The following is a 20870-nucleotide window of genomic DNA, read 5'->3' on the forward strand; positions in this document are numbered from 1 at the left end:
GACCGAGTATCGGCGTCTTCCAGCGAACTCCAGCGTAAGTAACATCGTCGCCAACCTTGGACCCAGAAGACATTCCGCGTCTATCCTGTAAACGCTGTGGGGACTCCGATTCGCGCCCAACAAGTGGGTGAGGGGGACCCGTTTGATGGTCCAGTCGCTATGCGACTTGGGGTTGGTGGGTCGTGGTCCACTGTAGAGCGAACTCGGCTGGGGTGAGTTCGCCGTGGGCGGAGTGGGGCCTGTTGGCGTTGTAGTCACAGCGCCAGTCTTCGATGATCACACGGGCTTCCAGCAGGGAGTCGAAGCGCCACGAGTTGAGCAGTTCATCACGCAGCCGGCCGTTAAACGACTCGATCCAAGCGTTCTGCCACGGCGAGCCAGGATCGATGAAAAGTGAACCGGTGCCGTTGAATCGGCACCAATCGTGCACGGCGTGCGCTACGAACTCAGGCCCGTTGTCGAAGCGCACGTAGTGCGGCGCGCCGTGAGCGAGGGCCAGGCGATCCAGCACATCGACCACACCGTCGGCATCGAAGGCCCGGTCAACCTCGATCGCCAGTGCTTCACGGGTGAACTCGTCGATCACGTTCAACATCTTCAAGGTGCGGCCCTCGGCGGTCGTATCGAATTGAAAGTCCATCGCCCAGATCACGTTCGGACGAATCGGTGACATCGCGCCCACGGCGACACCGATACCGGTCAAACGCTTCTTCTTGCGGCGCTGCGGAACCCGCAGGCCCTCGTCGCGCCACAGTCGGCGAATGCGCTTGTTGTTGACCTGCCAGCCCGCTCGACGGGCCATCTTGGCTGCCCGTCGCCACCCCCAGCGCGGCCGCTCCGTGGAGAACCGGCCGCAGCCAGGCCCGCAACTCGGCCTCCTCATCGGTGATCGGCGGTGGCGTCAGGCGCATCGTGGAACGGTGGATGCCCACGACGGTGCAGGCGCGGCGTTCAGACACCCCGAACCGGTCGCGCAGCGCCGTGACGGCGCTGCGCTTGCGGTTCGGGGTCAGAAGTTTCCCGCCGAGATCTCCTTGAGCATGTCGATGTCGAGGGCCTGGTTGGCGACCAGCTTCTTGAGCCGGGCGTTCTCGGCCTCGAGCTCTTTGAGCCGTTTCGCCTCGTTGGCCTTCATGCCGCCGTACTGGGCAATCCAGCGATGCCACGTCGATTCGGCGATCTGCAGGTGTCGGCACACCTCGTTGAGTTCCTGCCCCGAAGCGAGGAGCTTGTTGCCCTCGGCGAGCTTGCGGATGATCTGATCCGGCGTGTGCCGCCGGCGCTTGTTCGATGCCATGTCGTTGTTGATTCTTCCTGCCCAAACACTCGGGCAACAGAGTCCCACAACGACTGGACCACTACGACGGGCTCACCTCATGGGCACCTAGGCACCGTAGAGCGCACCGTGTTAACGACGGGTGGTTGATGGGCCGGACATCGATGAGCAGCCGGAATCCGAGTACGATGACGAGCCGGTGCTGGCCACCCGTGGTTTGGCGGACACGGCTCAGATGATCGAGTTCGTGGACGCGCTGACCCACAGCAACCCGCGTACCGCGGCAAAGTTTCTGCCGGATCTGTTGAGCACAGGCAGCAGTGTCCACCTGGATTTCCAGCTGCGCGTGTCAGCGCTTGGGTCGGCAGGCGTGTTGACCCGTTCGTCCGGCATGGTTACGGTGGGGGAGGACGCGATGGATTTGGCGGAGACCGCCGAGGCCATCGCCGAGCGTTCGGGCGACGACTTGTTGCGTGCGCGCGCCGCCTATGATCGGGCTCGCGCGAGACTGTTCGCGTTCCCTCAGCACCGTGAGGCGTGTCTCGAGGATTTACGGCGCGCCGAGGAGTGGGCGAGAAGTGGGAGTAGCCCCGCAGCACTGATTCGTCTCGGATGGTGCGCATACACCCGTGGCCTAATCGAGGACGGAAGGGATGTGGCCAGGGCGATCAAGCGCGGGTATGAGGCCGTTGAGCTCTCCACCGATGCAAAGTTCGCCTATGGGCGAGCCGCGGCGCTGACATTGGTGACGCGGGCGTGTTGCTCGAACGCCGAGTGGGGCAGCGTCTCCGCAGCAGCGCAGGACGCGTTGGCGTTGGTACGCTCTCATGGCTATTTGCGAGTCATCGCCGAGAGCTCGTTCTGGGCCGCCGAGTTGGACGATGATTCCGCGCGGTCACAGGAGTTGTTTGCAGCTGCCGGTGAGCATTTCGCTTCCGTCGACAACGGGCATTGGCGGGCACTGTCGTATGCGTCGCTGGAGGTGGCGAAGGCTGAATGCCACGAAAGGCACCCGGACCCCGTCGCGGCCAAGGAACTTCTCGCGAAGCTGCTCGAACTTCAGGAGCAGATGTCGATGCGTGACAGATCGTGGGCAGCCGCGGTGCTGACGCGCAAGATCGGCGTTTGTGCCCGCCACGCTGGGGATTTCGGCCTGGCAAAGGATCAGCTCGGCGCCGCCGCGAAGATCTACGAGGCGATCGACGACGTCCGCGGTGTCGCGTTGGCCCAGGTGGGGCTGCTCGCGAGCGTGCGCCGCCATCCCGAGGTCCTCGAGCAAGATCGCGAGGACGCGCTACACGGTAAGGATTCGCCATTCGGCAGCCAGCAGGTGCCCAAGGCTGCGTGCAAGGCGGTGCAACTCCTCGACGAAGATTGCTCAGAACTGGCTTTGGCCTTTTGACAGGTGCCGAGGTCGTTCCCGACGATCGATGCGCGTCGCTCCAAAGTAGTTGGCGTCGTTTTCGTTTCGACTGACAGTCTGCGGGGTGGTGGCAAACCCGGTAAGCGATAGTTGTGGAAAGAGTCGAACAAGGTCAAGTCCAGGGACGTGGTGTACGACGTCGTCGGGTGATTCTTCGAGTTGATGGTTCAGGCGGTGAGCGCCTCTGTGGTGGCCTCCTGTTCTGTCGGTGAGTTCTGGACGGCTTGTGATTTGCTGAGGACGTCCAGGCCGAGGTAGCGCCGGGATTCGGCCCATTCGTCGTGCTGTTCGGCCAGGACGGCACCGACGAGGCGGATCAGGGCGCCCCGGTCGGGGAAGATGCCGACGACGTCGGTGCGACGGCGGATCTCCTTGTTCAGCCGTTCCTGGGGGTTGTTGGACCAGATTTGGCGCCAGATCTGCTTGGGGAACGCGGTGAACGCCAGCAGGTCCGCGCGAGCATTCTCCAAGTGCTCGGCGACCTTGGGGAGCTTGTCGGCGAGCGCGTCGATGATCCGATCATATTGCGCAGCAACGGAATCAGCGTCCGGCTGGTCATACACCGAATGCAGTAGCGTGCGCACCCACGGCCACGACGACTTCGGGGTGATGGCCATCAGGTTGGTGGCGTAGTGCGTACGGCAGCGCTGCCAGGCCGCGCCAGGCACGGTGGCGCCGATCGCGGCCACCAGCCCCGCGTGCGCGTCGGAGGTGACCAGTTTGACCCCGGATAGGCCGCGGGCGGTCAGCGATCGCCAGAACGCCAACCAGCCCGCCCCGTCCTCGGCCGTGGTGACGTCGATGCCGAGGATCTCGCGGTAACCCTCGGCGTTCACACCGGTCGCGATCAGCGCATGCACGTTGACCACGCGACCGCCCTCGCGGACCTTGAGGACCAGGGCATCGGCCGCGACGAACGTGTACGGCCCGGCATCGAGTGGCCGCGTGCGGAACGCCTCCACGGCGGTGTCGAGTTCCTTGGCCATCACCGAGACCTGCGATTTCGACAGCCCGGAGATGCCCAGCGTGCCGACCAGTTTGTCCATCCGCCGCGTCGAGACGCCCAGCAGGTAGCAGGTGGCCACCACCGTGGTCAGGGCCCGCTCGGCGCGTTTGCGTCGTTCCAGCAGCCAATCGGGGAAGTAGGAGCCCTGCCGCAGTTTCGGGATGGCGATGTCCAATGTGCCTGCCCGCGTGTCGAAGTCACGGTGGCGGTAGCCGTTGCGGTGGTTGGTTCGCTCCCCGCTGCGCTCGCCGTAGCCGGCGCCGCACAGTGCGTCGGCCTCGGCACCCATCAGGGTGTGGATGAACATCGACAGCAGCTCGCGCAGCACGTCGGGATGAGCGGCGGTGAGTCGCTCGGTCAGGACCTGCTGCAGGTCGATATCGTGGACAGTGGTCATCGCGTGTGTTCCTTCTTTGCTCGAGTGACTTTGGACGGTCCCTCGAAGAATCACGCGATGACCTTCAATCACTCGGCTACGACACGCCGGTACCGCTAATCAGGTCCGACTCGTACACCACTCTGCTGGACGCAACCTCGAACAACCGGCTTCGTGCTACGCGGGGATGAAGATTCGCTCGAGTCTGGCGCGTCTCGTTCGGTCGGAGGCCGAATCGATTGGAGAGCAGTCACACACTCAGTGCATAAATGATGACGACCATCCTTGGAAAGCGCGGAACCTGTTGCAGCGGTGTAGGATTGGCGGCAGATTTAAGCGCCGACCGCCTTGGCGGCGTGAGGAGGACTCGATGGCCTCACTTACGAGCGAACTGAGTTGCTGTACAACGGTATTCAGATTCATGCTTCTTATGGTGGCGCGGGAGTTCAATATTCGACGTCAACGGGGGGTTTCACGATCTGGTAGAGCGGGTTTCGGGCGGCAGCCTCGCGGGTCTCGGTGCCCGCGGCTGTAATGTAGCGCTGGGAGGTGGCCATCGATTCATGCCCGAGCAGTCGCATGAGCATGTAGACGCTAACCTCGGCGTTGGCCAGTTCGGTGGCGAAGGTGTGGCGCAACCCGTGCACCAGGGCGCCGCGGGCGCGCTCGGCATCGATGCCCGCCCGCCGGAAAGCCCGCAGCACGCGGTATTGCAGGGTGCCGCGGGTGATACGTTCGCCGTCGGCTCCGACGAACAGCGGCGCGGTGGCCGGCCAGCTCGCGAACTGCGCGCCGGGGGCGCTTCGCCGGCCCGCGGGTCGGGGGAGCCGAATGGCGCGGCTGGACAGGTACTGCTGCAGCGCCTCGATCAGGGGGGCCTCGATCGGCACGCGGCGGTCCTTGTTGCCCTTGCCGCGAACCTGGATGATCGCGCCGGTGTCGGTGGGGCGGATGTCGCCAATGTTGGCGCCCACTAATTCCTCGCGGCGCAGGCCGGCCAGCAGCGCGGTCAGGATGATGACACGGTCGCGTTCGATCCAGTCGCTGCGCCGTGTGGAGGGCTCCTCGGCTGCCAGGGCCCCGATGAGGGCTTCGATCGCGTTGGGCGGCAGCGATTTTGCCAGTGTCTTGCCCGTTCTGGGTCTGCCGATCATAGGCATCGGATTGGCTGCGATCAGCTCGGCGGTATAGAGGAACGTGCACACCGTGTTCCACGTCGACCAGCAGCGGCGGATGGAGGCCGGCGCGTGGCTTTCCGCGAAGACGGCAAACGCTGTCCGCAGTGAGTCCAGGGTGATGTCGGCCAGTCGCAGGGACGCCACCTCCGCGCCGCCGACGATGAACTCGGCGATGCCGTCGAAGTCGCGGCAGTAGGCCGCCAGCGTGTGGGCCGACGGTTTGCGGCTTCCCCGATCGGCCAGAAACGTCGCGAACCACTCCGGGCGGGGGCGGTCGACGCTGAGGGGTACGGATGCCACCCAAGAAGTATTTCATGCATATTGACTGTTATGCATGAGATAGGCGTGCGTATCGCAGTGAAGGCGTGGTCGTGGGTAGGCAGGATGAGTAAGTGACCGCGTTGGCAATTGGCCACCGGCTCCTGGCAGCATCTAGAATTACCGGTCACGAGAGCCGGGTTCGAGGGTTACGTCTGAGGCGTCGCGAACACCACACGTCAGTTTGACTCGCTCTGAACAGACGTGCACCTTTCCGGCAGACGAATCGGACAACCAGCGCGCCGGTATCCCCAGCCGCACTAGGTCCGGCCCGCTTGGCCCCCAATACATCACAGTGACGAAATACCCCGTCCCGGGGGCCCGGTGTTGGCGGCGACATCTCGGCACCTAGGCAACGAATCATCGCGTCGAGCGTCGCCGTGCCGCGAGCGGGTGCGGCCTGATAATGAATGCGCGCCATCACGGACCAGATCAGGTGTAGATCGTCGCTACGCGATATTGGTCGCGTGCCGAGTAGAGAGCCAACGCGAACAGCATCATCGACACCACACGGGTCGGCTCGATCATGGCCGATTACTAGATCACGGCGGGTGTGCCGATGTATATTTCGCGGATCCCCAGCACTCCCCCGACCTGCGCCGATCACCTATGGGACACAATATGGCAATGCGTACCGCGGCAACTCGCCTGCTGATCGCCGGCACTTTCGCCGCATTGGGCGCCGTGGGCGTGCTGAGCACCGCACAGCCCGCACACGCCGACAACATCGGTTACCTCGTCAATGTCACCGTCCGGCCGGGATACAAGTTCGCCGACGCCGACGCCGACGCCGCGCTGGCGTACGGCCACGGCGTGTGCGATCAGATCAACTCCGGGGTCAGCTACGGCCAGCTGGTCAACACCATCAAGTCCGACTTCGCCACCAGCGACGAGTTCCAGGCGTCCTATCTGATCAGCCAGTCCGCTCAGGAGCTGTGCCCCGCCGCGATCTGGCAACTGCGCCAGTCCGCAGCAGGCTACGTCCCGTCCACGTAGTAAGGAAAGACGTTGGTAATCAGAGTTATTCACGCAGTAGCGGCCGTCGGCGCGGCGACGGTGCTTGCTCTTGCCGGTGCGCCCGCCGCGCAGGCCGACAACACTCGCCTCAACAACGGCGTGGTCGCCAATGTCTATACCGTCCAGCATCAGGCTGGATGCGCCACGGACATTAAGAGGAACCCCGCGTTGACCCAAGCCGCGGAGTGGCACGCCAACGACGTCCTCAATGACCGCGCGCTGGACGGGGATCTCGGATCCGACGGCTCCACGCCCCAGAGCCGTGCTGCCACAGCTGGTTTCAAGGGAAAGGTCGCCCAGACGGTGGCCATCAATCCTGCCCTGGCCATCAACAATCTCGACGTCATCAATCAGTGGTATCACGACCCCGCTGATTTCGCGATCATGTCGGACTGCGCCAACACCGCGATCGGCGTCTGGTCGGTGAACAGCCTGGACCGCTCGGTTTTGGTGGCGGTATACGGCCAGCCGGCCTGACGGGGCGACGACGACGTTCGGACTCGAGGCCCCGTTAGGCCGGCTGGCCCGTTACCCGACAACGCTATCCCCAGTCACGGGTTGGCCGCGGCAGCCTCCAGATCGGCGCACGATACCGATCCAGCTGCGCCATAGGTACCGGCATTTGTATTCGTCATCTCGGCTACATTGCCCCAGATACCACCTGTGTGCCGCGGCGGTATCACGACAACTTGGAGACAAGAAATTGTGTTTCCGACGTCGCTGCGCGATGCCGGAGGCAAGACTAGCGTGAGCGCCGCCGGACCCCACGCGATCGGAGATTGCATATGGATCCTACCCCTGACTACGATGCCAGCGATGAGGTCGAGTACTTTTTCAGTTGGCTTCCGTGGGCACTGCGTGGGGTTTATCCGCCGCCGGCGTATCCGCCCGTGTAGGTGGTGATTGCGTGGCTCACCGGGCTGTGCGAATTTTGCCCATAACCTCGGTAGCCGTGAGCTGATCTTCGAATCAAGCTTGCATCGGACTTCGGCGATGTATTTGCGGCAACAATCGAAGGATTAATTGGATGGATGATCCAAAACTTTGGCGGATACGGATGACTAGCCGCGCAATGAATTGCTGTGCGAGTGTGGTCTTTGCCCTCGGCGTGTGCCTTGGAGCCGCCGCGCCCAGCTGGGCCGCTGATGTCGAATATCTGATGGTCCCGTCACCGGCCATGGGCCGCGATATCCCGGTGGCCTTTCTGGCCGGCGGCCCGCATGCCGTGGTGCTCTTGGACGCATTCAACGCAGGCGATCCGGTCAGCAACTGGGTGACCGCGGGCAACGCGATGAACACGCTGGCAGGCAAGGGCGTCTCGGTGGTCGCGCCGGCCAGCGGAGCGTTCACCCTCTACACCAACTGGGAAGCCGACGGCACCCGGCAGTGGGAAACCTTCCTGTCCGACGAGCTGCCCAACTGGCTGGCGGCCAACAAGGGTCTGGCTCCCGGCGGGCACGCGATCGTCGGCGCCGCCCAGGGTGGTACCGGTGCTCTGATGGAGGCCACGTTCCACCCGGACCGATACCGCTACGCCGGGTCGATGTCGGGCTTCCTGACCCCGTCCAACACCTTCCTCAACGGTGCGATCACGGCCGGCATGAACGAGTTCGGCGGGGTGAACACCCAGGCCATGTGGGGTGCAGCGCAGCTCGGCCGGTGGAAGTGGCACGACCCTGACGTGCACGCCCAGCTGCTGGTCGACAACAACACCCGGCTGTGGGTCTTCAGCCCCCAGACGCTGACCTGCAGCGACGTGCCGGCCATGATCGGCTATTGCGATCAGGCTCAGGGCAGCAACCGCACCTTCTACTCGCACTACCGCTCCCTGGGCGGACGCAACGGCCACTTCGACTTCCCTGCCGGTGGCAACCACGACTGGGGCAACTGGGCCGCTCAGCTGGCCGCGATGTCGAACGACGTTGCGACAGCAATCAAATAACAGCTCTACCCGTCCACCGTGATACTCAATTATCGTTTTGCAGTTTTCGAACCTCTGCAACCCGATCGGTCCGGTATGTGAACGGTCCGGTCTTGACCGGGACGAAACCGCCACAATCTGGCCGCCACGAACTCAAGAGAAGGGATTGGATTCCTCAAGGTCCATCCCCGAATACACGAACGTGGCCGCGGCCGCATCGATAACGTATTCGAGCTGGTCAGAGATATCTTTTCCTGCCGGGGCGGGTTCGTTTCCCATCGCGTGGGGGTAAGGCAAGTCTCTGCGGTGGCCTGCTCCTGAGTTGGGTCATTTGCCTTAGTGCGCCCGCCGCCAGTCTGCGCGAATGGTAATCGGCTCGGCCCGGGTCGAGTCCCCGTCCGTTGCGGCCGCCGTTGCGGCTGTCGGCCTTCATCCGTGCATAGACCACCCGCGCGAGGCGGCGCTTGAGTGAGCGCAGCGCGCGTTGGCGGCTGTCGCCCTCGTCGATCCGCCGCTGGAAATAATCCCGTCCCGGGCCGGGGTGGGTGATCTGGACCATGGCGATGCGGTGCAGCGCAACGTTGAGTTGGCGGTTGCCGTGCCGGATGGGCCGCAGCGGGCGGGTGGTCTCCCCTGACCAGTGCGGGATGGGCGCCACCCCAACGTGTCGGGCGAAGGCGGCCTCGCTCTTGAATCGGTCGATCCCGGCGACCTCGGCCACGATCTTGGCGGCCGTCAGATTCCCGCAGCCATGGATGCCCAGCAGCGCGGGCGCCGCCTCGTGAACCCGCCCATCGATGCGGCGCTCCAGTGCCTGCGCGGTGTCGATGAGCGCGACGATTTCATCGAATTCGTCGCGGGCGAGTTCGGCGAGCAGCCCGTGCTGGGTGGCCAGCCAAGTCCGCAGTTCCTCGCGGGGCTTTCTGTATTCCCAGTTGCGAGGCTCTGCCCAGGCCGGGTCGAGCTGGTGGATGCGCTCGAGCATGCGGCTGATGAGGGCGACGCGGTGCTGCACGAGGTCCTCGCGGCGGTCGACGAGCAGCCGAAGTTCCATCGAGTGCGCGTCGTGGCAGGCCACCGGAAGGTCGGGTTCGCGTAGCACCGCCCGCGCCGCCGCGAGAGCGTCGATGGGGTCGGACTTGCCTAGCTCGCGTGAGGAGGCGCGCGAGCGGCTCATCAAATGAGGGGGGACCCGGATCACCTGTTGTCCTGCGGCTAGCAGGTCTCGTTCGAGACGCGCGGTCAACGTCCTGCAGTCTTCCACTCCCCACACCAGGTCGCGGCCGAATCGAGCTCGCGCCCACCGAAGTGCTTCGCTGTGACCCTCGGTGGTCGTCGCGACGGTTAGTTGAGCGAGCTTGCGGCCCAGCGGATTCACCGCTACCAGAGTGTGACTGCGCTTGTGAGCGTCGACGCCGATGACCGCATCCACTAGTCTCACGCACTCCCTGGCGGGCGGCGGCAGAGCTGGCAGTCGGCGGGGCTGCCCGGTGCCGGTCAAGTCCAGGGACGTGGTGTACGACGTCGTCGGGTGATTCTTCGAGTTGATGGTTCAGGCGGTGAGCGCCTCTGTGGTGGCCTCCTGTTCTGTCGGTGAGTTCTGGACGGCTTGTGATTTGCTGAGGACGTCCAGGCCGAGGTAGCGCCGGGATTCGGCCCATTCGTCGTGCTGTTCGGCCAGGACGGCACCGACGAGGCGGATCAGGGCGCCCCGGTCGGGGAAGATGCCGACGACGTCGGTGCGACGGCGGATCTCCTTGTTCAGCCGTTCCTGGGGGTTGTTGGACCAGATTTGGCGCCAGATCTGCTTGGGGAACGCGGTGAACGCCAGCAGGTCCGCGCGAGCATTCTCCAAGTGCTCGGCGACCTTGGGGAGCTTGTCGGCGAGCGCGTCGATGATCCGATCATATTGCGCAGCAACGGAATCAGCGTCCGGCTGGTCATACACCGAATGCAGTAGCGTGCGCACCCACGGCCACGACGACTTCGGGGTGATGGCCATCAGGTTGGTGGCGTAGTGCGTACGGCAGCGCTGCCAGGCCGCGCCAGGCACGGTGGCGCCGATCGCGGCCACCAGCCCCGCGTGCGCGTCGGAGGTGACCAGTTTGACCCCGGATAGGCCGCGGGCGGTCAGCGATCGCCAGAACGCCAACCAGCCCGCCCCGTCCTCGGCCGTGGTGACGTCGATGCCGAGGATCTCGCGGTAACCCTCGGCGTTCACACCGGTCGCGATCAGCGCATGCACGTTGACCACGCGACCGCCCTCGCGGACCTTGAGGACCAGGGCATCGGCCGCGACGAACGTGTACGGCCCGGCATCGAGTGGCCGCGTGCGGAACGCCTCCACGGCGGTGTCGAGTTCCTTGGCCATCACCGAGACCTGCGATTTCGACAGCCCGGAGATGCCCAGCGTGCCGACCAGTTTGTCCATCCGCCGCGTCGAGACGCCCAGCAGGTAGCAGGTGGCCACCACCGTGGTCAGGGCCCGCTCGGCGCGTTTGCGTCGTTCCAGCAGCCAATCGGGGAAGTAGGAGCCCTGCCGCAGTTTCGGGATGGCGATGTCCAATGTGCCTGCCCGCGTGTCGAAGTCACGGTGGCGGTAGCCGTTGCGGTGGTTGGTTCGCTCCCCGCTGCGCTCGCCGTAGCCGGCGCCGCACAGTGCGTCGGCCTCGGCACCCATCAGGGTGTGGATGAACATCGACAGCAGCTCGCGCAGCACGTCGGGATGAGCGGCGGTGAGTCGCTCGGTCAGGACCTGCTGCAGGTCGATATCGTGGACAGTGGTCATCGCGTGTGTTCCTTCTTTGCTCGAGTGACTTTGGACGGTCCCTCGAAGAATCACGCGATGACCTTCAATCACTCGGCTACGACACGCCGGTACCGCTAATCAGGTCCGACTCGTACACCACTCTGCTGGACGCAACCCCGGTGCCGGCATGCCTCCATAGAAACCAACCGGGCGGTGGTACGTATCCAAGTTGGCCAGACACCAGGCATCGACCGCAGGTTCTGTGCGACCCTGCGGCGCCCACAGGAATAGACACTCGATATTCACCATCGCCTCACCCGCGTCCGAGCGCCCCGCCGACACCAGATTCACAAGCCAGCCGTGCGGCGGCACCAGGTCAAGAAGTCAGCATCGAGCCCTCCGGACTGCTTAGGATTTCCCGGTATGGCGCCTGGTAAACGGCGGCAACGGGTATTGGTGCACGCGCGGCCGCCTGCTCACCCGGACTTCCAACCATCAAGATGTTCGGGCGCTCAGGTGAGCATGAACATCCCATTGCGTCACAGTGACGCAACGCGGCGGTCAGGTACGTCGATAGACATCGGCGCGGTGGTCGATGCGGTGCACCCAGATGGTCGCCACATGGTCGTCGATGTGGTAGAGGAGTCGGTAGGGGCCCCGTCGTGCGCTGTATTGGCCGGCCAGTTCACCCCCAAGCGGTTTGCCAACGCGCCGGGGTCCGCGGGCCAGGTCTCCGAAGGCGAACTCGATGACTGCGGCGAGGATCCGCGGTGGGAGCTTGTCGAGGTCGCGGCGCGCGGTGGCTGTGAATCGTGTCGTGTAGCCGTCTGCGGGATTCACTTCAGCGCGATCGCCGCGGAATCTGGTAGGCGGCGCGAATCTCGTCCTCACCGTAGGTGCGGCCGAGGGTAACGTCGGATTCAGACTCTGCGACGGATTCGGCGATGCCGGGCTGCGACAGCCAGTACAGCGTCTCTTGGATCGACTCCCATTCATCGACGCCGATCAGTACCGCGGCCGGTAAACCATTCTTGGTGATGGTGATCTGATCCCGCGTCTCACATACGGCGTCGACATACTCGTTGATCTTGCTTTTCAGCTGCGATATCGGGAGTATCCTCATGATGAACAGTGTAGACCCAAATATAGGTCTGTACCAGACCTGTATTTAGCCGATAACCGAGATTATGTCAACTCTCAGTTGGCATATATGCATACTGACACTTGACTACCCTTGATAGTCGCACGATACTTGGCGGCATGGCAACCTCACGCCTCGTCGAGTTGATCGACCATTATCGCAGCGCTCACGGGGTCAGCGAGGCTGAGGTTGCCCGGCGGATCGGCGTCACCCGGGAGAACCTTCGTAAGTGGCGAACCAAAGGGGTCCGCAGACTGCCGGATCGAGCCAATCTCGTTGCCGCAGCGGGCGTTATCGGCCGTCCATACCGCGAAGTGCTCTCCGCGGCGCTCTTTGACACCGGGTACCTGACCGCCGAGCAAACCGAGCAGCCACGGCCCTATGGCGAGGTCCTCCGCGACGCCATCGCGGTGCTTACCGAGGCCACACACCTGACGAATCAGCCTATGCGCCAGGATGGTTCGGGTGGATGGGAGCCGAACCCGGATCCGCGCGCAGCACTACCAATCGACTGGGCCGAGTTTGTGACCCTCGCCCTGGCCGGCGCCGCCGCCAACGCCGGCGGCATCGAAGCCATTCTGGCCGGCCGCCCCGGCTCATGGGAAGCCGAAAGAGTCCGCCAGACACTGCAATCCACGGTGTTCGACGACAAAGACCTTATCCGCCACCGCACCGAACCCGTCATCGTCGACCTGTGGGTAGACAGCATTCTGAGCACCCTCGGCGACCCCACTGACGACGAGTACGCCGACGCGCAGGTCGAGCTCGACGGCCGCGCCGCCGCCATCCCACAGCCGACTGATCTACCACCGGGCCCCTTCTCCCCCGACGACCCACGCATCGCTGACGAGCCCTGGATCGAGGTCGACAACAACGGCTACCTGGTCACCGGCCTAGCTGGCTGGTCTGGGGATGATGGCGACGTTGCCCTGCTGGCTGAGCTGTGGGAGGAGGCCAGGTCCTATCGCGAACCCACCTCCGGAGAGATCGCGTACGAGCAGGCGATGGAGTCGATCTCCGCCCTGGTCGACGCACTCGATCAGCAGCGGAAACGCGAATACGCCGAATACGCCGCGCAGCTCACCGACGCAATCGAGACACGATTGGCCGGCCTGCAGCTATCGGTCCCAGTCACCGTCACCATCGCCGCGGCTCCTGAGACCTGGGAGCACGGGGAGTTCGATAAACACGCACCGCCCCCGTACCCCCGCAACGCTATAGAGGACGCAGTCGAGTGGGCCATCACATACACGCTGACCCCGGCAGCCCTTCCCGGCAGCCCGCTCGAACGCCTTGCCCAGGACCGCTGAGTCATCGCAGGCCCGAGTCTCGCCGTCCGATGAGAGCGGGAGACAGTCCGCAAAATTCCTATCGCGCAGGACTTTTCGACCCTAAGCTACATCCACCCCAGTGGCGATGTTGTGACGGCTGGCCACGACGTGTGGTGGAGCGAGCGCATTAGCGACATCGACGCCCAAGCCGTGATCGGAGCCGCACCCGCAGCCATTCGTTCCGGCGAACAACAACTAGATCGAGCCGTCCTACACGCGCGTGCATGGCAGATGTCATGGGCGAAAATGGGTGCAGCAGCAGGGATGTCGGCCCAGGCCGTCCACGAGAGATGGGCACAACGCGCTCGGAAGACTTCTCACGACTGACAAGGGTGCGGCGGCGGCGAAAGGGGTAGCGGGACGACCACTCCCCCGGCCTCTCCCGCGTAGCGGGTGGCTTCATCGGCCTCGGCGTCGGTGTAGACGCGGACTGCGGTCGGTTGGCCCTGCGATGCTTGGATTTGTCCAATGATGGTGTCTACCAGCGTCGTCCGGTCTCTTTCATGGAAAATCTACATTATCCAGTGAAAGTACACTGTTTTCATCAGATGAATCACAGGTGCCGCGTCGGCGACGGTTGGCGCGCATCGTGGTCTGGTGACCAAACCCGTTGTTGATCTGTGGCTTTGGGTCGACGCCTTCCTCGACACCGGCCATCTGGTCCGCCGTCTCTATGGCCAAAGCGAAAAATCGGCGCCCTACTATACCCCGACGGGTATTAACTCCAGTGTGGAGGTGAGTTTGCCGCAAGGCCACGTATTCGTCAGGGTCCGCGATCGTCATGGTGGATCTTGGCCCGATTCTGTGCGTCGTTGGGCCGCTCGCCGCTTGTTGTATCCGATCCGGGCGAGTCCGGGTATCTCCTCCCACACCAGGATGAGCAGGATCAGTGCGGCGAGGATGAGACCGGTCCAATACCGCCCGGCGCCGACCACGACACCGAGGGCGGCGACCGACCAGATGCCAGCAGCCGTGGTGAGCCCGCGGACTTCACCGGTGGATTGGCGCAGGATCACCCCGGCCCCGAGGAACCTGACCCTGGTGGCGACACCGGCGATCACCCTGCCGGTCTCCTGCGGGAACAGATCCAGGGCCAACGCGGTGAAGACGGCTGCCCCCAGCCCGACCAGGGCGTTGGTCCGGTCCCCGGCGGGCGATCCGCAGGTTTCCCGCTCCCAACCGATCACAAACCCAAGGGCCGCGGCCAAAGCGGCGCGCGCCAGCAGTATGAGATCGAACTCGGTCATGTCAGCCTCCCTTTGGTCGACGCTCGGGCGGCGCGCAGTGGGGCCGTGTAGCGACGAGAGGTGCGCGCCGTGCCCGTGGAGGAGAACAGACGCCGACAGCCAAGCTAAGCAGCGTCGCTGCTCGCCTGCTAGGCAATTTCAGTTTGGATCACGCGCCGGCACAGCAACGAAACACCCGCTGATCGGTCAGTGAACACGCACACTGCGCCGTGTGTGGTGTCAGTGGTGGGCAGTGACCGGTACCGCGGCGGGGCCGACGGTGCGCAGGGGGGTGGATCGGCCGGCGCGTACCCCGTTGAGGATGATCAGCACTTCGGACAGTTCGTGCGCCAGGACGACGGCGGCCAGCCCAAGAACCCCGAGGAAGGCCAGCGGGATCAGCACCGCGATCAGTGCCAGTGAGACCGCGACGTTTTGCAGGATGATCCGCCGGGTGCGGCGTGCGTGCGCGAACGCCCCGGGCAGCAGACGCAGGTCCTCACCCATCAGGGCGACGTCGGCGGTCTCGATGGCCACGTCGGCGCCCATCGCGCCCATCGCGACGCCCAGGTCGGCGGTGGCTAGGGCGGGGGCATCGTTGACGCCGTCACCGACCATCGCGGTGACCCGCCCGGCATCCCGGAACTGCCCCACGATCAGGGACTTGTCCTCGGGGCGCAGGTCGGCGTGCACTTCGCTGATCCCGGCCTCGGCGGCCAGGGCGTGGGCGGTGGCCGAGTTGTCGCCGGTGAGCATCGCCACGGTGTAGCCCTGCCGGTGCAACTCGGCGACGACTTCGGCGGCCTCGGGGCGCAGCTCGTCGCGCACGGCGATCGCGCCGATCACCAAACCGTCCACCTCTAAGAGGACCGCGGTGGCGCCGGCCTGCTGCATCCGGGTGATGTCGGCGGCCAGGGCGCCGGGGTCGACCCAGCCGGGGCGGCCCAGCCGCAGCGCCTTCCCGTCGTGGGTGCCGATCACGCCGGCACCGGTGACCGCCTCGACATCGGCGGCGGCGGGGACGGTCTGCGTGGCGGCGAGGATAGCCCGGCCGAGCGGGTGCTCGCTGCGTGACTCCAGCGCCGCGGCCAGGGCCAGGACTTCCTCGCGGGAGTGACCGGCGGCGGTGACGGTCTCGACGACGACTGGGGCGTTGCGGGTCAGGGTGCCGGTCTTGTCCAGGGCGATGGTGCGCACCTTGCCGAGGGTTTCCAGCGCGGCGCCGCCTTTGATCAGGACCCCGCGCTTGCTGGCGGCCCCGACCGCGGCGACCACGGTGACCGGCACCGAGATCGCCAGGGCGCACGGGGACGCGGCCACCACCACCACCAGGGCGCGCTCGAGCCACAGAGTCGCGTCGCCGAACACCGCGCCTAGAACCGCGGTGAGGAGCCCAGCGACAAGGATGCCGGGCACCAGCGGCTTGGCGATCGTGTCGGCCAAGCGCTGGGTGGCGCCCTTGCGGGAGTGTTCGGCCTCGACGATGTGCACGATGCGGGCCAGGGAGTTGTCCTGGGCGGTTGCGGTCACCTCGACCTCGACGGCGCCGGTGCCGTTGATGGCCCCGGCGAATACCTCGTCGCCGGGGTCGGCTTCCACCGGCATCGACTCACCGGTGATCGCCGACAGGTCCAGCGTGGTACGCCCGGCACGCAGGATGCCGTCGGTGGCCAGCCGCTCCCCGGGCCGAACGATCATGGTGTCGCCGACCACCAACTCGGCCGGGTCGAGCACCTGCTCGATGCCTCCGCGGCGCACGGTGGCCTGCCGTGGCACCAGGTCGAGCAGGGCGCGCAGGCCCCTGCGGGTTTTTGCCACCGAGTATTCCTCGAGGCCCTCGCTCAGCGAGTACAGGAAAGCCAGGGTCGCGGCCTCCTCAACCTGGCCGAGGGCCGTAGCGCCCAGCGCGCCGATCGTCATCAGGGTGTCGATGCCGATCTGGCCCCTGAATAGCTTCTTGAGGGTCTTGGGCACGAACGTGAGGCCGCCGGCGATCAGGGCGGCGCTGCTCAGGCCGAGCTCCCAGCCCCCCAAATCGGCGCGGCCCAGCACGAAAGCCGCCAGCAGCAGCACGCCCGACAGCACCCCCAGCTGGATCTCGCCGACCTGCCACAGGTGCTCGACGTCCTCGTCGTCGGCCTCGTCGTCATCGGGGACGGCGTTGAGGTCCTCGGCGAGCTCCTCGTCGCCGGATCTTGCTTTGGAGGGATCGAGATTGCTCACTGGTTGTCCACCTCGATGTGGCGGGTCGTCAGGTCAGCCGGACCGGGATCAAGGTCAGTGCCGGTGCCGTAATTCGGGCACAGCTCAACCGCGTTGCCGGTGGCGGCGAGCAGCTGCTCCGCCGCGACCAGCAGATCAACCAGCTCCGGGGCCACGCGCAGCGCAAACAGCGACGCCCGCCCGTGCGGGCGCGAGGCCACCAGGCCGCACTCCCGCAGGCACCCCAAATGCGCACTCACCGTCGACTGAGCCAGACCCAGCTGCTCGGTCAGGTCCCGCACCCGATGCTCCCCGCTACTCAGGTGCTGCAAGATCGCCAGCCGAGTCGGATCGGACAGGCCGTGGAACAACGCCGCCGCCGGAGCCAACGCTGGCGGGGTTACCCCAGGACAGGCCGCACAACCCGTTTCAGCCATCAGCATCGTCATAAGTCGATGTTATCAAAGAATTCGCGACTCTCTGCTGAGAGGTTGTCAGCGTGCTTCGACGACGCCCATCATGCCGGCGTCCTCGTGGTCGAGGATGTGGCAGTGGTAGACGGTGCGGCCGGGGAAGTCGTCGAAGGCCACCCGCACCGTCACCCGGTTGCGTGCCGGGATGTTGATCACGTCCTGCCAGATCGGATCCGCGGCCGCCGACCCACTGGCGACAACCACGGGGGGCAGGGTCACGACGAGCACTGCGTCGAATCGCACGGACCCGTTCACCGGTCGGCAGAATAGCGCCGCTGATCAGGCAGTGTTGTCGATGCCGGGAGGGACATATATGGCCGTAGCAGCTTGGTCACGATCAATGCGTGCACGGTGCGCAAGGCTGTCGGCGAGTCAGCAACGCCGGGTACACGATCGTGTTCGTCCGCCTTCCCGGCAGCTGGTGTTCGCGTCTCCGCGGTGGGAACGACGCGAGCGCCCGCCAGCTGGTATCACGAATGTGGCAACACGCATCGCCTGCATCGTCCACCGTCAATCGAATTGAGGCGCCATGGCCACCATTGTCGTTGGAATCGACGGCTCCCCCGCGTCGGTGAAGGCGTTGCGCTGGGCAGTGGAGGAGGCGCGGCTGCGCGGCGCGACGGTGCGGGCCGTCTACGCCTGGTCGTTCCCGTTCCGCGACGGCGAGATCGCCCACCTCGCCGCCGAAGCCGCCCATGACGCGTTGCAGCAGGAGGCCGAACAGTCGGCCCAGAACGCGGTCCGCCAGGCTCTGGGAGCCGATGCGGATGCCATCGAATGCGTCGTCACCGAGGATTCCCCCGCCCAGGCGCTGACCCAGGCCGCCCGTGACGCCGATCTCCTCGTGGTCGGCTCCCGTGGCCGCGGCGGTTTCGCCGGGCTGCTGCTGGGCTCGGTGAGCTCCCAATGCGCCCAGCATGCCCCGTGCCCGGTCGTGATCGTTCGTCCCTAGATGTAGTGCGTGTGACGGCGATTCGGCACTGGCGCGGAAGCTTCGGGCTCGCCAACATTGCACCTGGTGAACATCGCGATGTGGTGAGTGGATGGGTGGACGTGACTGCCGAGGTTGAGCTCGACCTGCCGATAGTGCTGCCCGACGCTCTGGACCGGCGTGATTTGTGCGTCGGCCGGCTCATCGACACACTGACCGGCGCGCCAGGCACTACGACCCGGAGGCGGTCAGCGTCGCCAAGGTTCGCGACCTGGCTGAGTCGACGGGGTCTCACTTGGGTCCGCGCGTGACAGACCTGTTGTCCAATGTGCGGTCGACAGAAGTCAGGCGCCACCAGAGGGGCGTACACGGTGAACGCTCCGTTCGCTCCGTTCGTAGCGTTCGTAGCGACCGCCACAATCTCCAGATCGATCCATGGCTCGTTGATCGGTTTGGTGAGCTCGTGGTTCAGTGAAGATTCGATGAAGAACGCGGCGGTTCGGTTCATCGCTTGGGTGGCGTCGGCATGATCGAGTTATGACCGAAACGCCCGAGTCCCGAACCGAACCGTCAGCCGTGGCCACCGAGCAGTGGCGCGGGGAGCTGCCGCGGGGATCGGATCGTCCCAATAGGCTCGCTCAGAGCGCGGCATGGGTGGGCATAGTTGCTGGTGTCGTATTTATCGTCGCGGTGATCTTTTTCTCCGGGTTCTTTGTCGGACGGCAGTACGGCGGCGGTTACCGCGACGGGCGCGGAATGTGTTACCCCGGCGGGATGATGGGGCCCGGCGGGATGATGGGCCCTGGATCGTGGGGCCCCGGATCGTGGGAACCGGGCGGGATGATGGTGCCTGGATCGTGGGGACCCGGGATGATGGGCCCCGGTCAGCAGCTATCGCCGACCACAACTCCGGCCGTGCCAACCACGCCCCCGCGGTAGCCGTTTCAGCCTGGTTCATTCGTGCTGGTCGGTTGTGGTCGGTTCAGTGCGCAGGAAGGTGAAGATGCGTTCCGACTTCGGCGGGCCGCGGGCCACCTTCCCCACCCCGCGGGTTGGGCTACACCAACGTCCACCGCTGTGCTGCGGCAGGGTGGTCGAGCCTCGTTAGGGCTACGCCCCGAAGCCCGCCAGGTCGTCGAGCAGTTGCGCCGTAGCGGCTATCAGGTGGCGATGCTCACCGGCGACAACGCTGCCACCGCCTATGCGTTAGCCAAGCATGTGGGGATCGACATAGTGCACGCCGATCTACGCCCCGAAGACAAAGCCGCACTGATTGAGCAACTACGTCGACAGCAGACGACCGCGATGGTCGGTGACGGCGTCAACGACGCCCCCGCTCTGGCCGCCGCCGACCTGGGTATTGCGATGGGCGCGATGGGCACCGACGTGGCCATCGAAACCGCCGACATCGCGCTGATGGGGGACGACCTGCGCAACCTCACCCTAGCCCTCGCCCATGCCCGGCGCGCACGACGCATCATGCTCCAAAACGTAGGCCTGTCCCTGGGATTGATCACCGTGCTCATCCCGCTTGCCCTCACCGGAGTATTGGGATTGGCCGCAGTCGTTGCCGTGAACGAACTCGCCGAAATCGTCGTCATCGCCAACGGTGTCCGCGCCGGACGCACCCCACCTGTTGCCATTACCGACCCGAGTCGAACGACCGTGGTGTCCGGCGCTGCTCCGGCCGCCACACGGTAGGGGCCACGCCCTAACGCACTGACGCAGCCGAGACCTCAGATCGCCGGACACTAACTGAAATCCATCGACAAGGTCGAGGCCCGAGGTCAGCGTAGCCGTCGCTGCATGGGTTCACATGTGCGACAAAAGGCTTGCGGCACATGAACGCGTGAGGAAAATGGAGGTGCGCCGCGTCGCCCGATTCCCGGTATGGAACTGAGAGGCCATCGCCGGTTAATAGTCCCAAGGGTCGGGGCCCATCATGCCCGGACCCCATTGCCCGGGTCCCATCATTCCGGGTCCCCATTGTGCGGGGTTCCATTGCCCGGGTGGCCCCATCATGCCCGGCCCCATCCCAGGTCCCCACTGTCCGGGACCCATCATTCCGGGTCCCCATTGCCCGGGTCCCCAGCAGTCGGGATACCAAATGCCGTCCGCTCCCCAACAACCCGGCGGGTCCAACGGATTTGGGATATCCGCCACATAGGGAGACGCCGAGATCGGCGCTGCGGGTTGAGCATTGGCGGCGGTACTGCCGCTGAATTCGATCAGTACCGCTGAGCTGCCGAGGGCGAGGACCGCCAGACTGGCGGTCGTCAACTGTTTGGCGGTGAACATGCTT

At 65.2% G+C, this 20870-nt stretch carries 19 protein-coding genes and 2 pseudogenes; 8 read left to right on the top strand and 13 right to left on the bottom strand.

What is annotated here, in order from left to right:
- Positions 1-157: 157 nt before the first annotated feature.
- A pseudogene (locus Y900_RS26510) lies at positions 158-1297 on the bottom strand (IS3 family transposase).
- 178 nt (positions 1298-1475) lie between these two features.
- Here Y900_RS26510 and Y900_RS26520 point away from each other — a divergent pair.
- On the top strand, positions 1476-2678 hold the full coding sequence (locus Y900_RS26520; protein WP_131536312.1) for a hypothetical protein: 1203 nt from the start codon (positions 1476-1478) through the stop codon (positions 2676-2678).
- A 188-nt stretch (positions 2679-2866) separates the two neighbouring features.
- On the opposite strand, the gene Y900_RS26525 is transcribed toward Y900_RS26520, so the two are convergent.
- Positions 2867-4102, bottom strand: coding sequence for an IS256 family transposase (locus Y900_RS26525; RefSeq protein ID WP_036341372.1), 1236 nt, complete (start codon positions 4100-4102; stop codon positions 2867-2869).
- A gap of 425 nt (positions 4103-4527) precedes the next feature.
- Positions 4528-5559 (bottom strand): tyrosine-type recombinase/integrase, encoded by a 1032-nt coding sequence (locus Y900_RS26530; protein ID WP_036348166.1) that lies wholly within the window; start codon positions 5557-5559, stop codon positions 4528-4530.
- Between the two features lie 639 nt (positions 5560-6198).
- On the opposite strand from Y900_RS26530, the gene Y900_RS26535 reads away from it, so the two are divergent.
- The 3 genes from Y900_RS26535 (at position 6199) to Y900_RS26545 (ending at position 8536) form a co-directional block, all read left to right on the top strand.
- Positions 6199-6573, top strand: coding sequence for a DUF732 domain-containing protein (locus tag Y900_RS26535; RefSeq protein ID WP_420329842.1), 375 nt, complete (start codon positions 6199-6201; stop codon positions 6571-6573).
- Positions 6574-6600: 27 nt separating this feature from the next.
- Positions 6601-7071, top strand: coding sequence for a CAP domain-containing protein (locus Y900_RS26540; RefSeq protein ID WP_420329851.1), 471 nt, complete (start codon positions 6601-6603; stop codon positions 7069-7071).
- A 580-nt stretch (positions 7072-7651) separates the two neighbouring features.
- The gene (locus Y900_RS26545; RefSeq protein ID WP_036348175.1) at positions 7652-8536 is read left to right on the top strand and encodes an alpha/beta hydrolase-fold protein; all 885 of its coding nucleotides are present in this window, start codon (positions 7652-7654) and stop codon (positions 8534-8536) included.
- Between the two features lie 217 nt (positions 8537-8753).
- Here the strand turns inward: Y900_RS26545 and Y900_RS26550 are convergent, their stop codons facing one another.
- From Y900_RS26550 to Y900_RS26565, 4 genes are all read right to left on the bottom strand, one after another.
- Positions 8754-9947, bottom strand: a complete 1194-nt coding sequence (locus Y900_RS26550) for an IS110 family RNA-guided transposase (protein ID WP_237752775.1) — start codon at positions 9945-9947, stop codon at positions 8754-8756.
- A 120-nt stretch (positions 9948-10067) separates the two neighbouring features.
- Positions 10068-11303: an IS256 family transposase gene (locus Y900_RS26555; RefSeq protein WP_036341372.1), complete on the bottom strand. Its 1236-nt coding sequence runs from the start codon at positions 11301-11303 to the stop codon at positions 10068-10070.
- Between the two features lie 522 nt (positions 11304-11825).
- The gene (locus Y900_RS26560) at positions 11826-12104 is read right to left on the bottom strand and encodes a type II toxin-antitoxin system RelE family toxin (RefSeq protein ID WP_036348178.1); all 279 of its coding nucleotides are present in this window, start codon (positions 12102-12104) and stop codon (positions 11826-11828) included.
- Between the two features lies 1 nt (position 12105).
- The gene (locus tag Y900_RS26565) at positions 12106-12387 is read right to left on the bottom strand and encodes a type II toxin-antitoxin system Phd/YefM family antitoxin (RefSeq protein WP_036348181.1); all 282 of its coding nucleotides are present in this window, start codon (positions 12385-12387) and stop codon (positions 12106-12108) included.
- Between the two features lie 137 nt (positions 12388-12524).
- On the opposite strand from Y900_RS26565, the gene Y900_RS26570 reads away from it, so the two are divergent.
- Complete coding sequence (locus Y900_RS26570; RefSeq protein WP_036348184.1) at positions 12525-13715, top strand: helix-turn-helix domain-containing protein; 1191 nt, start codon at positions 12525-12527, stop codon at positions 13713-13715.
- A gap of 522 nt (positions 13716-14237) precedes the next feature.
- On the opposite strand, the gene Y900_RS32215 is transcribed toward Y900_RS26570, so the two are convergent.
- The 5 genes from Y900_RS32215 to Y900_RS33910 all read right to left on the bottom strand — a co-directional run bounded on the left by Y900_RS32215 (position 14238) and on the right by Y900_RS33910 (position 17892).
- A complete protein-coding gene (locus Y900_RS32215; RefSeq protein ID WP_131536314.1) occupies positions 14238-14519 on the bottom strand; it encodes a hypothetical protein in 282 nt (93 codons plus the stop codon).
- Positions 14516-14983 (bottom strand): MgtC/SapB family protein, encoded by a 468-nt coding sequence (locus tag Y900_RS26575; protein WP_051660484.1) that lies wholly within the window; start codon positions 14981-14983, stop codon positions 14516-14518. The genes Y900_RS32215 and Y900_RS26575 overlap by 4 nt, the downstream gene beginning before the upstream one ends.
- Before the next feature lie 219 nt (positions 14984-15202).
- Complete coding sequence (locus Y900_RS26580) at positions 15203-17185, bottom strand: heavy metal translocating P-type ATPase (protein ID WP_081845368.1); 1983 nt, start codon at positions 17183-17185, stop codon at positions 15203-15205.
- Positions 17182-17613, bottom strand: coding sequence for an ArsR/SmtB family transcription factor (locus Y900_RS26585; RefSeq protein ID WP_051660485.1), 432 nt, complete (start codon positions 17611-17613; stop codon positions 17182-17184). The genes Y900_RS26580 and Y900_RS26585 overlap by 4 nt, the downstream gene beginning before the upstream one ends.
- Positions 17614-17658: 45 nt before the next feature.
- Positions 17659-17892, bottom strand: coding sequence for a multicopper oxidase domain-containing protein (locus tag Y900_RS33910; RefSeq protein ID WP_036348187.1), 234 nt, complete (start codon positions 17890-17892; stop codon positions 17659-17661).
- Between the two features lie 274 nt (positions 17893-18166).
- On the opposite strand from Y900_RS33910, the gene Y900_RS26595 reads away from it, so the two are divergent.
- The 3 genes and pseudogenes from Y900_RS26595 to Y900_RS26605 form a co-directional block, all read left to right on the top strand.
- Positions 18167-18589, top strand: a complete 423-nt coding sequence (locus Y900_RS26595) for a universal stress protein (protein WP_192827612.1) — start codon at positions 18167-18169, stop codon at positions 18587-18589.
- A 516-nt stretch (positions 18590-19105) separates the two neighbouring features.
- Positions 19106-19507: a hypothetical protein gene (locus Y900_RS31190; RefSeq protein ID WP_081845369.1), complete on the top strand. Its 402-nt coding sequence runs from the start codon at positions 19106-19108 to the stop codon at positions 19505-19507.
- A 129-nt stretch (positions 19508-19636) separates the two neighbouring features.
- Positions 19637-20269 (top strand): annotated as a pseudogene (locus Y900_RS26605) (HAD-IC family P-type ATPase); the annotation flags it as partial.
- A 213-nt stretch (positions 20270-20482) separates the two neighbouring features.
- Here Y900_RS26605 and Y900_RS31195 read toward each other — a convergent pair.
- Positions 20483-20866: a hypothetical protein gene (locus Y900_RS31195; RefSeq protein WP_081845370.1), complete on the bottom strand. Its 384-nt coding sequence runs from the start codon at positions 20864-20866 to the stop codon at positions 20483-20485.
- Between the last annotated feature and the right edge of the window lie 4 nt (positions 20867-20870).

It is taken from the genome of Mycolicibacterium aromaticivorans JS19b1 = JCM 16368 (assembly GCF_000559085.1).
In the GTDB taxonomy this organism is placed as follows: domain Bacteria; phylum Actinomycetota; class Actinomycetes; order Mycobacteriales; family Mycobacteriaceae; genus Mycobacterium; species Mycobacterium aromaticivorans.